General features: G+C 72.6%; 10 protein-coding genes and 1 pseudogene. 7 read left to right on the plus strand and 4 right to left on the minus strand.

Features of this window, described 5'->3' with window-relative positions:
* Positions 1-6: 6 nt before the first annotated feature.
* Together ACH4E7_RS03820 and ACH4E7_RS03825 are read right to left on the minus strand one after the other, a co-directional pair.
* Positions 7-1095, minus strand: coding sequence for a phosphotransferase enzyme family protein (locus ACH4E7_RS03820; protein ID WP_396247377.1), 1089 nt, complete (start codon positions 1093-1095; stop codon positions 7-9).
* 65 nt (positions 1096-1160) lie between these two features.
* Positions 1161-1821, minus strand: a pseudogene (locus ACH4E7_RS03825) (response regulator).
* A gap of 425 nt (positions 1822-2246) precedes the next feature.
* Here ACH4E7_RS03825 and pdhA point away from each other — a divergent pair.
* From pdhA to ACH4E7_RS03840, 3 genes are read left to right on the plus strand one after another with little or no spacing between them, the layout of a single operon-like run.
* Positions 2247-3413: a pyruvate dehydrogenase (acetyl-transferring) E1 component subunit alpha gene (pdhA, locus tag ACH4E7_RS03830; RefSeq protein WP_396247378.1), complete on the plus strand. Its 1167-nt coding sequence runs from the start codon at positions 2247-2249 to the stop codon at positions 3411-3413.
* Positions 3413-4387 (plus strand): alpha-ketoacid dehydrogenase subunit beta, encoded by a 975-nt coding sequence (locus ACH4E7_RS03835; protein WP_396247379.1) that lies wholly within the window; start codon positions 3413-3415, stop codon positions 4385-4387. Before pdhA ends, ACH4E7_RS03835 begins: the two co-directional genes overlap by 1 nt.
* A gap of 15 nt (positions 4388-4402) precedes the next feature.
* Complete coding sequence (locus ACH4E7_RS03840) at positions 4403-5830, plus strand: dihydrolipoamide acetyltransferase family protein (protein WP_396247380.1); 1428 nt, start codon at positions 4403-4405, stop codon at positions 5828-5830.
* Between the two features lie 80 nt (positions 5831-5910).
* Here the strand turns inward: ACH4E7_RS03840 and ACH4E7_RS03845 are convergent, their stop codons facing one another.
* The gene (locus ACH4E7_RS03845) at positions 5911-6843 is read right to left on the minus strand and encodes an LPXTG cell wall anchor domain-containing protein (protein ID WP_396247381.1); all 933 of its coding nucleotides are present in this window, start codon (positions 6841-6843) and stop codon (positions 5911-5913) included.
* A 205-nt stretch (positions 6844-7048) separates the two neighbouring features.
* Between ACH4E7_RS03845 and ACH4E7_RS03850 the strand changes: the two genes are divergently transcribed.
* From ACH4E7_RS03850 to ACH4E7_RS03860, 3 genes are all read left to right on the plus strand, one after another.
* On the plus strand, positions 7049-8281 hold the full coding sequence (locus ACH4E7_RS03850; protein WP_396247382.1) for a benzoate/H(+) symporter BenE family transporter: 1233 nt from the start codon (positions 7049-7051) through the stop codon (positions 8279-8281).
* A gap of 144 nt (positions 8282-8425) precedes the next feature.
* Positions 8426-9658 (plus strand): M64 family metallopeptidase, encoded by a 1233-nt coding sequence (locus ACH4E7_RS03855; RefSeq protein ID WP_396247383.1) that lies wholly within the window; start codon positions 8426-8428, stop codon positions 9656-9658.
* Positions 9659-9716: 58 nt separating this feature from the next.
* A complete protein-coding gene (locus ACH4E7_RS03860) occupies positions 9717-11057 on the plus strand; it encodes a nitrate/nitrite transporter (RefSeq protein WP_396247384.1) in 1341 nt (446 codons plus the stop codon).
* Positions 11058-11102: 45 nt separating this feature from the next.
* Here the strand turns inward: ACH4E7_RS03860 and ACH4E7_RS03865 are convergent, their stop codons facing one another.
* Positions 11103-11924: a maleylpyruvate isomerase family mycothiol-dependent enzyme gene (locus ACH4E7_RS03865; protein ID WP_396247385.1), complete on the minus strand. Its 822-nt coding sequence runs from the start codon at positions 11922-11924 to the stop codon at positions 11103-11105.
* 173 nt (positions 11925-12097) lie between these two features.
* On the opposite strand from ACH4E7_RS03865, the gene ACH4E7_RS03870 reads away from it, so the two are divergent.
* Positions 12098-12895, plus strand: a complete 798-nt coding sequence (locus ACH4E7_RS03870; RefSeq protein ID WP_396247386.1) for a carbon-nitrogen family hydrolase — start codon at positions 12098-12100, stop codon at positions 12893-12895.
* The last annotated feature ends 16 nt before the right edge of the window (positions 12896-12911 follow it).

Raw genomic sequence — 12911 nt, forward strand, 5'->3', positions numbered from 1 at the left:
CTCGGGTCAGTTGGCGAAGGCGTCCAGGACCTGCTCGTACTCCTGGCACCACCACGCCAACTGGCCCGCCGAGGCGGGATAGAGCGGGTCGGCCCGGTGGTCGGCCCGCTGGTAGCGCCACTGCAGTATCCAGAAGTCGTTCAGCCGCTCCCACCAGACCCGGTGGACGGCTGCGGCCAGGTGCTCGGCGGTGGCGGCTCCGGAGGCCCGGTAGGCCTGTGAGTAGCGGCGGACCCGGACCAGGTCGAGGGTGCCGGTGTCCCGGTCGTTGAAGAGCAGGGTGGCGGCGCGGACGGCCTCCTCCGCGCGTGGCTGGGGGCCGAGCTTGTCCCAGTCCAGGACGGCCGTGACGTGCCCGTCGGCGTACAGCAGGTTGAGGCCGTGGAAGTCGCCGTGGGTCCAGCCGGTGGGCGGGGCGGTGCGCGGGTCGGGGCGGCGGTGGGCGTGCTCGGCGAGCAGTTCCAGCCGTTCGTCGAGCCGTTCTTCGACCAGTGCGTCCAGTTCGCCGTACGGGCGGTGCTCGCGGGCGCGGCGTTGCAGGTCGCGGGCGAGTTCCGCGCTGTCGCGGGGGTCGGCGCTGCGGTAGCCGGCGGGTTGGTCGAGGGGGGCGCAGACGTCGTCGAGTGCGCCGTGCAGTCGGCCGAGCAGCACGCCGAGCGCGTCGCACTGCGATGGGGGGAGCTCCGTACCGTGCTGGTGTCGGCCATCGACCCAGGGGAAGAGCGCGAACAGCCGGCCGTCCAGGCCGGCCACCGTGCCGACGCGTTCGGCGCAGGTCAGCGGGGGCGCGACGGGCAGTCCGAGGGCGTGCAGGTCGGTCATCGCGCGGTGGTGGGCGAGGATCTTCGGGCGGTTGGCGGTGGCGGCGTCGACGTAGCACTTCAGGAAGTAGGAGCCGGCCTCGGTGGCGACCCGGTAGCCCCGGTTCAGCAGGCCTTCGGCGACCGGTTCGGCGGTCAGCAGCCGCCCCACCCGGTAGCGGGCCAGGACCTCGGCGAGTGCGCTGCGCGGGACGGGTGGACTGAGGGTCCCTATCGGCGGGGCGGTGAGGTCGGGGCGGGCCGGGGCGCAGGCGAGGGTCTGGCTGAAAGTCACGTGCAGAGGTTATGGCCCCCTGGTGGGGGCCCTTGACAAACCGTCAGGTGTGTGAAGCGGTCGGATCAGTGCTGATGGTCGGCCTGGTGCCGCGCCACGAAGGCGGCCGCCTGGGTGCGCCGCTCCATGCCCATCTTGGCGAGCAGACTGGAGACGTAGTTCTTCACCGTCTTCTCGGCCAGGTGCAACTCGTTGCCGATCTGGCGATTGGTCATCCCTTCGCCGATCAGATCGAGGATCCGCCGCTCCTGCTTGGTGAGTTGGGCCAGTCGCTCGTCCTCCTTCTCGCCGCCGTCGCGCAGCCGGGCGAGCACCCGGCTGGTGGCGACCGGGTCGAGCAGCGAGCGGCCGGCCGCGACGTCCCGGACGGCGGTGATCAGGGCGGTGCCGCGGATCGCCTTCAGGACGTAGCCGGAGGCGCCCGCCATGATCGAGTCGAACAGTGCCTCGTCGTCCGAGAAGGAGGTCAGCATCAGGCACTTGATCTCCGGCAGCCGGGACCGGATCTCGCGGCAGACCTCGACCCCGTTGCCGTCCGGAAGCCGCACGTCGAGCACCGCGACGTCGGGGTGGACCGCCGGGATCCGGGTGAGTGCCTCGGCGGCCGTGCCGGCCTCGCCGACCACCTCGATGTCATCCTCGACCGAGAGCAGGTCGTGCACGCCCCGTCGGACGACCTCGTGATCGGTCGAGCAGGAACACCCTGATTTGTCCGTTATCAATCACGCGCAAAGCCTCCCATATCACCCTACATAAGGCTTATCGTTTTCATCGGCGTCACGACGTGATCCGGCCACAGTCGCCGAAACCGATACCGAGAACCCCCTTACGTACGGGCGTCCGCCCGGATAACGTGCGCTGGTGTCCTGAAGGCGCTCGAATTGAGAGCTGCGTCACGCCGACCGTCACCCCCACCCTTTCGACGGCGAGCCGGGCGCGGCACCCTCGGGGTTGTAGGCCCTGAACAAGTAGGACGTCCTAGCGCAAGCGCGCCAAGGGCGGACGCTGGGTAACGTTCTCGTGAGGGACGCCGTCGGAACAGGATCACCACCTGCCACGCAGTAGGTGCGCACACCCACGCGCGCCCCGCGAGGCGGTGACCGGACCGGTCACCGGCGACCCCGGGCGGCCGGACAGACCGAGGAGTGAACGTGACCGTCAAAAGCACGGCCAAAAGTACGGCGAGGGCCCGCAAGAAGGCGGCCCCCGACGTCCCTGGCACCCTCCGCGCCGCGGGTACGGACGCCCAGCCGGAGCTCGTGCAGCTGCTCACCCCGGAAGGCGAGCGGGTCGAGCACCCGGACTACCCCCTCACCACCACTCCGGAGGAGCTGCGCTCCCTCTACCGCGACCTGGTGCTGGTGCGCCGGTTCGACGGCGAGGCGACCGCCCTCCAGCGCCAGGGCGAGCTGGGCCTGTGGGCCTCGCTGCTCGGTCAGGAAGCCGCCCAGGTCGGCTCCGGCCGCGCCATGCGCACCGGCGACTACGCCTTCCCCACCTACCGCGAGCACGGTGTGGCCTGGTGCCGCGACGTCGACCCGCTGAACCTGCTCGGGATGTTCCGCGGCGTGAACCACGGCGGCTGGGACCCGAACGAGAAGAACTTCCACCTGTACACCATCGTGATCGGCGCGCAGGCCCTGCACGCCACCGGTTACGCGATGGGCATCACCAAGGACGGCGCCGACGACGCGGTGATCGCGTACTTCGGCGACGGCGCCTCCAGCCAGGGCGACGTCAACGAGGCCTTCACCTTCGCCTCGGTCTACAACTCGCCGGTGGTGTTCTTCTGCCAGAACAACCAGTGGGCGATCTCCGAGCCCACCACCACCCAGACCAAGATCCCGCTGTACCGCCGCGCCTCCGGCTTCGGCTTCCCGGGCGTGCGGGTGGACGGCAACGACGTGCTGGCCTGCCTCGCGGTCACCCGCTGGGCGCTCGACTACGCCCGCAGCGGCAACGGCCCGGTGCTGATCGAGGCCTTCACCTACCGGATGGGCGCGCACACCACCTCCGACGACCCCACCCGCTACCGGCTCGCCGAGGAGACCGAGGCCTGGAAGGCCAAGGACCCGATCCTGCGGCTCCGCACCCTCCTGGAGAAGGAGGGCCTGGCGGACGAGGAGTTCTTCGCCGCCGTCGACGCCGAGAGCGAGCAGCTGGGCCTGCGGGTGCGCGAGGGCGTGCGCAACATGCCGGACCCGGACCCGACGCTGATCTTCGACCACGTGTACAGCGAGCCGCACGCGCTGGTCGATGAGGAACGGGCCGAATACATCGAGTACGCGGCCTCCTTCGAGGCGGGGGAGAACCACTGATGGCCGGTCAGCTGAGCATCGCCAAGGCGCTCAACGAGGCGCTGCGCAAGTCGCTGGAGAACGACCCGAAGACCGTCCTGATGGGCGAGGACATCGGCAAGCTCGGCGGCGTCTTCCGGATCACCGACGGCCTGCAGAAGGACTTCGGCGAGAGCCGGGTGATCGACACCCCGCTGGCCGAGTCCGGCATCATGGGCACCGCGATCGGCCTCGCGCTGCGCGGCTACCGCCCGGTCGTGGAGATCCAGTTCGACGGATTCGTCTACCCGGCCTTCGACCAGATCGTCTCCCAGCTGGCCAAGATGCACGCCCGCGCGCTGGGCCACGTCAAGCTGCCGGTCACCGTCCGTATCCCCTACGCGGGTGGTATCGGCGCGGTCGAGCACCACAGTGAGTCGCACGAGGCGTACTTCGCGCACACCGCCGGTCTGCGGGTGGTCACCCCGGCCAGCGCGCACGACGCGCACTGGATGCTGCGGCAGGCCATCGAGTCGGACGACCCGGTCATCTTCCTGGAGCCCAAGCGGCGTTACTGGGACAAGGGCGAGGTCGGCGCCGCCGCCGACCTGGGTTTGCACGACGCCCGGATCGTCCGCCCCGGCACCGACGCGACGCTGATCGCGTACGGCCCGATGGTCAAGGTCTGCCTGGAGGCCGCCGCGGCCGCCGAGGAGGACGGCCGCCGGCTGGAGGTCGTCGACCTGCGCTCGCTCTCCCCGGTGGACTTCACCACCCTGGAGGAGTCGGTCAAGCGCACCGGACGGGCCGTCGTGGTGCACGAGGCACCGGTCTTCCTGGGCATGGGCGCCGAGCTGGCCGCCCGGCTCACGGAGCGGTGCTTCTACCACCTGGAGGCACCGGTCCTGCGGGTCGGCGGCTACTACGCGCCGTACCCGCCGTCCCGGGTCGAGGAGGCCTTCCTGCCCGACCTGGACCGCGTGCTCGACGCCGTCGACCGCGCGCTCGCGTACTGATACCGGGGAGCGAAGATGACCACCGAAGTTCGCTCGCTCCGCGAGTTCAAGATGCCCGACGTGGGCGAGGGCCTCACCGAGGCCGAGATCCTCAGCTGGTACGTCAAGCCCGGTGACACCGTCACCGACGGGCAGGTCGTCTGCGAGGTCGAGACCGCCAAGGCGGCAGTGGAGCTGCCGATCCCGTTCAACGGGGTCGTCGAGCAGCTCTTCTTCCCCGAGGGGGCGACGGTCGACGTCGGCACCGTGATCATCTCGGTCGCGGTGGCCGGCGAGGCGGGGGCCGCTCCGGCCGCCGCGCCCGCGCCCGCCCCCGCTGCGGAGGCGCCGGCCGACGAGGCCGAGCCCGAGCGCCGCGAGGTGCTGGTCGGGTACGGCCCGCGTACCGGCGTCACCCAGCGCCGGGCCCGGCGGACGACCACCACCAAGACGGTCGCCGCGCCCAAGCCGGCTCCGGTCGCGCCCGCGGCCCCGGTCGCCCCGGCTCCGGCCGCGCCCGCCCCGGTGGCCGAAGTGCCGGTCGGTGAGCGGCCGTTGGCCAAGCCGCCGGTGCGCAAGCTGGCCAAGGACCTCGGCGTCGACCTGCGGGCCGTCACCCCGACCGGCCCGGACGGCGTGATCACCCGCGAGGACGTGCACGCCCACGCCGCGGCCCTGGCGGCTCCGGCCGTCGAGACGGTCGCGGCCGCCGTGGTCGAGACGGCCGCCGCCGTCGGGGCGCCGGTGCTGGTCCCCGGTGCGGGCGACGTCCGGGTGCCGATCAAGGGCGTCCGCAAGGCGACCGCGCAGGCGATGGTGGCCTCGGCCTTCACCGCCCCGCACGTCACCGAGTTCGTCCAGGTCGACGTGACCCGCACGATGAAGTTCGTCCGCCGGCTCAAGGAGAGCGGCGAGCTGGGCCGGGACGTCCGGGTCAGCCCGCTGCTGCTGGTCGCCAAGGCGCTGCTCACCGCGATCAAGCGCCACCCGGAGATCAACGCCCAGTGGGACGAGGCGGCCCAGGAGATCGTGATCAAGGGCCAGGTGAACCTCGGCATCGCCGCGGCCACCCCGCGCGGCCTGATCGTCCCGAACATCAAGGACGCCGGGGCCCGGACCCTCTCCGGCCTCGCCGTCGCGCTCGGCGAGCTGGTGGAGACGGCCCGTCAGGGCAAGACCTCGCCGGCCGACATGCAGGGCGGCACGGTCACCATCACCAACGTCGGCGTCTTCGGCGTCGACACCGGCACCCCGATCCTCAACCCGGGCGAGGCGGCCATCCTCGCCTTCGGCGCGGTCCGGGAGCTGCCGTGGGTGCACAAGGGCAAGGTCGTTCCGCGCCAGGTCACCACGCTCGCGCTCTCCTTCGACCACCGGCTGGTGGACGGGGAGTTGGGCTCCAGGGTGCTGGCCGACGTGGCCGCGCTGCTGGAGCACCCGAAGCGCCTGATCACCTGGGGCTGACGGTTCGCCGGAACTGAGGAAGGGGCCCTCCCCCGTACCGCCGTACGGAGGAGGGCCCCTTCGTCGTGCCCGCCCGTCGATTACCGCTGGGGACGGAGGCGACGGACGGCGATCAGGACGCCGGCGCCGAGCGCGAGCAGGGCGGCGGAGCTGACGGCGAGGAAGGTGTTGGTGGAGGAGGCGCCGGTCTGGGCCAGCTCCGGGGTGCCGGCGGGCGCGGAGGTGGCCGGCGCGGCGGAGGGAGTGGCGGACGGGGCGGCTGCGGGCGCCTTGGCGGGCTCGGCGGCCTTGGCGGGGGTCTTGTCGGCGGCGGGCTCGGCCTTCCTGGCCTCCTTGGCCGGCGCGGGCACGGGCTTGGCCGGCGTGACCGGCTTGGCGGTGGCGGTGCCCTGGGCGTGGGTCACCTTGACCGGCTTGAAGTCCGACCCGCCGGTGGTCGTGGCGCCGGCGCTGTTGGCCGAGGCCAGCAGGTCGACCGTGGTCACGCCCTGGGGGGTGGTCGGGGCCAGCGAGAAGCGGAACTTGAAGGTCGCCGACTGGCCGTTGTCGAGCCGCGAGCGCTGGGTGGAGGCGACGTCGACGCCGCGGTAGCAGCCCTGGACCGGCTTGAGGTCCTTCCAGGTGCCGGTGTAGTCCAGGAGCTGCATCCGGACGTCGCCGGCACCGGCCGCGGAGCCCGAGCCCGGGGTGTACAGGCCGAAGAACGGCTCCATGCCGTGGGCGTCCTCGCCGGTCCGGTCGGTGACCTTGAGGGTGACCTCGTTCCAGCTGCCGTCCGCGACCACCGAGGACGGGGTCGAGACGAGGACGGCGTCCGGGGCGGCGCCGGCCGTTCCGGGGGCGACGGAGACCGGACCGCCGGTGCGCTCGTCGCCGCAGGCCCAGGCGGTGTCGGTGGCGAGGAACTGGATGCCGCCCGCGAGGACGGTGGTGGCGGCGAGCGCGGCGACGCGGCGGCGGCTGGAGAGCGAGCGGGCGTTCTTCGCAAAACGGGTGATAACGGACGTGCGCATGACGTGACTCCCCAAGGTCATGTGACTGACGGTGTGTTGGTGAAGACGACCGGCCCCGCTCCTTCGTGAGCGGAAGCGCCCCCCGGCTCTGCCGGTCTCGCTCTCCGTGCCTTCACCCTGATAGACGTCCATCCCCGCCGGGGGTTGCAGGTGGTTTCAAAAGTTTTTTCGCGAGTCTTCGGGCAGGCTTCGGGATACTGCCGGAATGACGGATGAGCTGACGATCCGACCGGAGGCAGAGCCGGTCGCAGGTGGGGAACGTCGGTCGCTGCGACGGGACGTGTCGGGGCCGGCGCTGCTGGCGGGCCTGGTGTGCGTCGCGGTGTCCTTCTCGGGGCCGCTGGTGGTGGTGCTCGCGGCGGCGGCCGCCGGGCGGCTGGACCCAGCGCACACGGCGTCCTGGATCTGGGCGGTGGCGATCGGCAGCGGGGTGAGCGGCTTCGCGCTCAGCTGGTGGACCCGCACGCCGGTGATCACCGCCTGGTCCACCCCGGGGGCCGCGCTGCTGGTGACCAGCCTGGGCGACTACCCGTACCGGGAGGCGGTCGGGGCGTTCCTGGTGAGCGCCGTGGTGGTGACGCTGTTCGGGGTGACCGGCTGGTTCGGCCGGCTGATCGCGGCGGTGCCGGTGGGGATCGTGAACGCGATGCTGGCGGGCATCCTGTTCTCCTTCGGCGCCGGGATCTTCGGCGCCGTGCACAGCGCGCCGGTGCTGGTGGTGGGCAGCTTCGCGGCCTTCCTGCTGGCCAAGCGGTTCGCGCCCCGGTACGCCGTCCCGGTCGCGCTGCTGGTCGGCGGGGTGCTGGCGGCGCTCACCGTCGGGCTGCCGCTGCACCTGGGCTCGGGCGGGCCGACCGTGCCGGTGCTGACCGTGCCGGCCTTCTCCTGGTCGGCCCTGGTGGGGCTGGCGCTACCGCTCACCATCGTCACGCTGGCCTCGCAGAACGCGCCGGGCCTCGGGGTGATGCGGGCCTTCGGCTACCGGGCGGACGACCGGCTGCTGATCGGCTCGACCGGCGCGATGTCGATGCTGATGGCGCCCTTCGGCTCGCCCGGGGTGAACCTGGCGGCGATCACGGCGGCGATCTGCTCGGGCCCGGAGGCCCACCCGGACCCGCGCCGCCGGTACGTCGCGGGGATGTCCTCGGGCGCGCTGTACGTGCTGGTGGGCAGCTTCGGCGGGGTGCTGGTGAGCCTGTTCACCGGCCTGCCGAAGGAGTTGATCGCGGTGATCGCCGGGGTCGCGCTGCTGGCCTCGCTGCAGGGCAGCCTGGCGGCGGCGGTGGCCGAGGAGCGCGGGCGGGACGCGGCGGTGGTGACCTTCCTGGCGAGCGCCTCGGGGATGAGCCTGTTCGGCATCGGCTCGGCCTTCTGGGGGCTGCTCTTCGGGCTCGGGACGCACCTGGTGCTGGACCTGGGGAAGCGTTCCCGGAATTGATTGGTATGGCTTGGACGAGAGGAATCGTTCGGCCAGGTCGGTGACATTTTCTTCGGCCGGTTGGGGCGACACGCCGGTCCGGGTACGTCTCCGCTCCACCACCCGGGCGACGCCGGGTGACCGGAGCCCCGAGGACGAACCCGTATGCCTTCTGGCACCCCAGGCCGTCTCGTCCGGAGTCTGGCCGCGCTCGTGCTGGTGTCCACCGCCGTACTCCCCGCCGCCCTGGAGCTGGTCGGCCCCTCGCCGTTCGGTGTGATCGGGGCGGGCGCCCCCGTCGACCGGGCGGTGCCGCCGCACACCGCGCTCCGCGCCGACCAGCGGGTACCCGCGGCCGCCCCGACCTTCGACATACGTCGCACCGGGGACCCGGCCAACCGGATCACCCTGGTCCTGCTCGGCGACGGCTACACCGGAGACGAGCAGGAGCTGTTCCGGCAGCAGGCCGACAAGGCCTGGCGCGCGCTGATGGAGATCGAGCCGTTCCGCACCTACCAGGGGTTCTTCAACATAAGGCGGGTCGAGGTGGTCTCCCCGGTCTCCGGGATAGCCGAGACCGAGAGCCACGGCCGCAACCCCGCCACCCCGCTCGGGATGCACTTCTGGTGCGAGGGCACCGCCCGGCTGCTGTGCGCCGACGAGTCCGCCACCGCCCGGTACGCGGGGGACGGCGCGGGGCCGCAGTATCTGATAGCGCTGGCGAACTCCGCCGAGTACGGCGGCGCCGGGGGCACCGGGGTGACCACCCTGGCCGGGGGCAGCCCGGACGCCGGGCGGATCATCCAGCACGAGATCGGGCACACCATGGGGGACCTCGGCGACGAGTACGACAGCGCCCCGGACGACGCCGACTACCCGAACCTCTCCACCACCGACGCCGACGACATGCGCACGAAGCGGACCAAGTGGTGGCGCTGGCTGGGCGCCGAGTCCCCGGACGGCGCCGGGACCGTCGGGGCGTACCGCAACGCCAACGGCCTCTACCGGCCCACCCCCGACTCGGTGATGCGCACCCTGGGCAGCGCCTACAACCTGCCCTCGCGCGAGGCGATCATCGAGGAGCTCTACCGCAAGGTCCGGCCGACCGACGCCCCCTCGCCGCCGCCCGGGGAGGTGGCCGGGCGCCCCCGGCTGGACGTCCGGCCGCTGCCGCTGACCGGCACCCGGCAGCTGACGGTGGAGTGGACGGTGGACGGCGTCCCGGTGACGTCGCAGGCCGCGGACGGCGCCCGGCTGGACACCGCGCAGCTGGACCTGGCCCCGGGTCGGACGGCCACCGTGACCGCGACCGTCCGGGACACCACGGACTGGGTGCGGGACGAGGCCTTCCGGGCCCGCTACATGACCAGGTCGGTGTCCTGGACGGTGACCGGCTGACGGGTCGTTCTCACCCGGACTGGGCGTCCAATCATGGGATGACTAATCTGGGCGGACTATGACCGTGGAGCCAGCTCGTTCAGCCCCGCCCCTGTCCGTCCCCGCTCCCCGACCCACCGTCGAGTCCCCGGCCGCCACCGCGCCCACGCCGCCCGGCGGGCGCGCGGCCTGGCTGGCCTGGTCCGTCGGCGTCAGCGTCTACATCCTGGCCGTCATCCACCGCACCAGCCTCGGCGTGGCCGGACTGGACGCCGCCGAGCGCTTCGGCATCGGCGCCTCGGCGCTGGCCACCTTCTCGATCCTCCAGGTGCTGGTCTACGCGGCCATGCAGGTCCCGGTCGGCCTGCTGGTGGACCGGTTCGGGCCACGCCGGGTGCTGCTGCTCGGCGTGCTGCTGCTCAGCACCGGCCAACTGGCCTTCGCGTTCAGTTCCTCCTTCGCCCCCGCGCTGGCCTCCCGGGCGGTGCTCGGCTGCGGCGACGCGATGACCTTCATCAGCGTGCTGCGGATCGCCGCCCGCTGGTTCCCGGCGGCGAAGAACCCGTTCGTCGCCCAGCTGACCGGCCTGGCCGGGATGGGCGGCAACCTGGTCACCACCGTGGTGCTCGCCCAGGTGCTGCACAGCGAGGGCTGGACGCCCACCTTCACCGCGATCGCGCTGCTCGGGGTGGCGGTGTTCGCGCTGGTCGCGCTGTTCCTGAAGGACGCGCCCGCGCAGGAGCGGCCCGCCCGGCCGGTCGAGCGGCGGGAGCGGGCCGGGATCGGCCGCCAGGTCCTCGACTGCTGGCGGGAGCCGGGCACCCGGCTCGGCCTGTGGATCCACTTCACCACCCAGTTCCCCGGCAACACCTTCGGCCTGCTCTGGGGCCTGCCCTACCTGGTGGAGGCACAGGGCATGTCCCGGGCCGCGGCCGGCGGGCTGCTGACCCTGCTGGTGCTCTCCACCATGAGCTTCGGCCTCGTCTTCGGCCGGGCGCTCTCCCGCACCGCCCGGGCCCGGATGCCGATCGTGTTCGGCGTCCTCGCGGCCACCGGGCTCGGCTGGGCGCTGGTGCTGGCCTGGCCGGGCGGGCACCCGCCGACCTGGCTGCTGGTCGGGATCATCCTGGTGATGGGCGGCAACGGTCCGGCCTCGCTGGTCGGCCTGGACTACGCCCGCGCCCGCAACCCGGTGGAGCGGCTCGGCACCGCCTCCGGGATCGTCAACATGGGCGGCTTCATCGGCACGATGATCACCCTGTTCGGCGTCGGCGTGCTGCTGGACGCGCTCTCCCCGGACGGCGCCGGGGCGTACTCGGCCTCCGCCTTCCGCTGGGCGTTCTGCTGGCAGTACGTCCCGCTGGCGGTGGGCACCGTGATGATCCTGCGGCTGCGCCGGAAGGTCGCAGCCGCGTCCTGATCCGTGCGGCGGGCCCCGGGGCGTGTCGGACACGCCCCGGCGGCCTCAGATCGTGACGGAGAAGTTGGCCAGCACCCGCTCGGCCAGCTCCTTGTCGCCCTCCACGCTCACCGGGCCGGGCCGGCCGCGCCCGCAGGCGAGCCGCAGGTAGGTCTCCCAGCCCATGGTGAGCTGGACGTCGGGGGCCAGGCTGATCGACTCGTCCACGGTGCCGAGTCCGGCGCCGTCCACCCGGACGGTGCGCAGGAACTCCACCGGGCCGGTGACGTCCACCACCAGGGTCGTCCCGGCCGGGGCGCCGGCGCTGTAGGCGATGGCCTTGGGCAGCCGCTCCAGCAGGACGTCCCGGGCCACCAGGGCGCCCGGGGAGTCCAGGTTGCCGGGGGTCTCCAGGGCCCGGCGCAGGTCCTGCTCGTGCACCCAGACGTCGAAGGCCCGACGCCGCAGCAGCTCGTGGTACGCGACGTCCCCGGCCAGCGGCCCGGCCGGCCAGCGGACCAGCTCGTCGGGCGTCTGCTTGGCGTTGCGCAGCGCGCGGGAGCGGCGGATGACCGTGTACTCCAGCTCGCTGGTCATCTCCAGCGCGGTGTGGCAGCGGCGCTTGTCGACCGGCAGTTCGATGTAGCGGGCGAACTCGGTGGTCACGTGGCGAAGATCACGCGGCAGCGAGTGGATCGGGCGCGGGTCGCCCAGCAGCTCGGACTCGACCGCGATCACGTGCGACACGATGTCCCGGACCGACCAGCCCGGGCACTCGGTGGCCCGGTTCCAGGATCCCTCGGGGAGGGGGGCGACCAGCTCCGATATGGACTCGATGCTCTGCGTCCACGCCTCGGTGTAAGCCTGCACGGTCTGGTTGTCCGTCACGGGAATCTCCGGCCCTCCGTCAGCTTTCCTACGCTCCGCGCCCGGCCGTCGCGGTCGGCCGGGATGGTCCGGCTTCCGGGCGCACACGCTAACCGCACGTTACGCTGCCGGGAGACAGCTGGGCAGCGCTTTCGGGTGACGATCGTAGGTCTCTTGCCGTGGACGGTGGTACTGTGCGCGCTTCATTGATCCAACTCGCGGTCTCCGACGCCGAGCCGCCCGCCGAACGGCGGGCCCGGGCCGCGTCGCTGGTACGGGCGCAGCAGGGCGCCGACCTGGTGGTGCTGCCGGAGTTGTGGCCGCTCGGCGGCTTCGCCTACGACCTCTGGTCGGAGGGCGCCGAGACCCTGGACGGGCCCACCTCGGACGCGATGGCGGCGGCCGCCCGGGCCGCCGGGGTCTGGCTGCACGCCGGTTCGATCGTCGAACGGGACCCGGACGGGCCGATCTACAACACCTCGCTGCTGTTCGCCCCGGACGGCGAACTGGTGCACACCTACCGGAAGATCCACCGCTTCGGCTTCGACAGCGGCGAGGCGGTGGTGATGGGCGCCGGGCAGGAGATCGTCACCGCGCCCACCGACATCGGCACCCTGGGCCTGGCCACCTGCTACGACCTGCGCTTCCCCGAGCTGTTCCGGGCGCTGCTGGACGCCGGCGCGCAGCTGCTGGTGGTCCCGGCGGCCTGGCCGGCCCGGCGGCGCGAGCACTGGACGCTGCTGGCCCGGGCCCGGGCGGTGGAGGAGCAGGCCTTCGTGCTGGCCTGCAACACCGCCGGGACGCACGCCGGGGTCGAGCAGGCCGGGCACAGCATCGTGGTGGACCCGTGGGGCCGGGTGCTGGCCGAGGCGGGCGACGACGAGCAGGTGCTGACCGTCGAGCTCGACCCGGCCGAGGTGGGCAAAGCGCGCGAGGAATTCCCGGTGCTGCGGGACCGCCTGCTCGGTATCCCGGCGCCCGTCCAGAGGTAGCGCCCGCCCCGGAGCC

Origin of the sequence: Kitasatospora sp. NPDC018058 (genome assembly GCF_044327205.1) — a bacterium.
Classification (GTDB): Bacteria; Actinomycetota; Actinomycetes; order Streptomycetales; family Streptomycetaceae; genus Kitasatospora.

Bases quoted from the DNA above. Each gene is read 5' to 3' on its own strand.
- ACH4E7_RS03840 (WP_396247380.1), top strand. From the start codon at position 4,403: ATGACCACCGAAGTTCGCTCGCTCCGCGAGTTCAAGATGCCCGACGTG.
- ACH4E7_RS03850 (WP_396247382.1), top strand. From the start codon at position 7,049: ATGACGGATGAGCTGACGATCCGACCGGAGGCAGAGCCGGTCGCAGGT.
- ACH4E7_RS03860 (WP_396247384.1), top strand. From the start codon at position 9,717: ATGACCGTGGAGCCAGCTCGTTCAGCCCCGCCCCTGTCCGTCCCCGCT.
- ACH4E7_RS03835 (WP_396247379.1), top strand. From the start codon at position 3,413: ATGGCCGGTCAGCTGAGCATCGCCAAGGCGCTCAACGAGGCGCTGCGC.
- ACH4E7_RS03855 (WP_396247383.1), top strand. From the start codon at position 8,426: ATGCCTTCTGGCACCCCAGGCCGTCTCGTCCGGAGTCTGGCCGCGCTC.
- ACH4E7_RS03845 (WP_396247381.1), bottom strand. From the start codon at position 6,843: ATGCGCACGTCCGTTATCACCCGTTTTGCGAAGAACGCCCGCTCGCTC.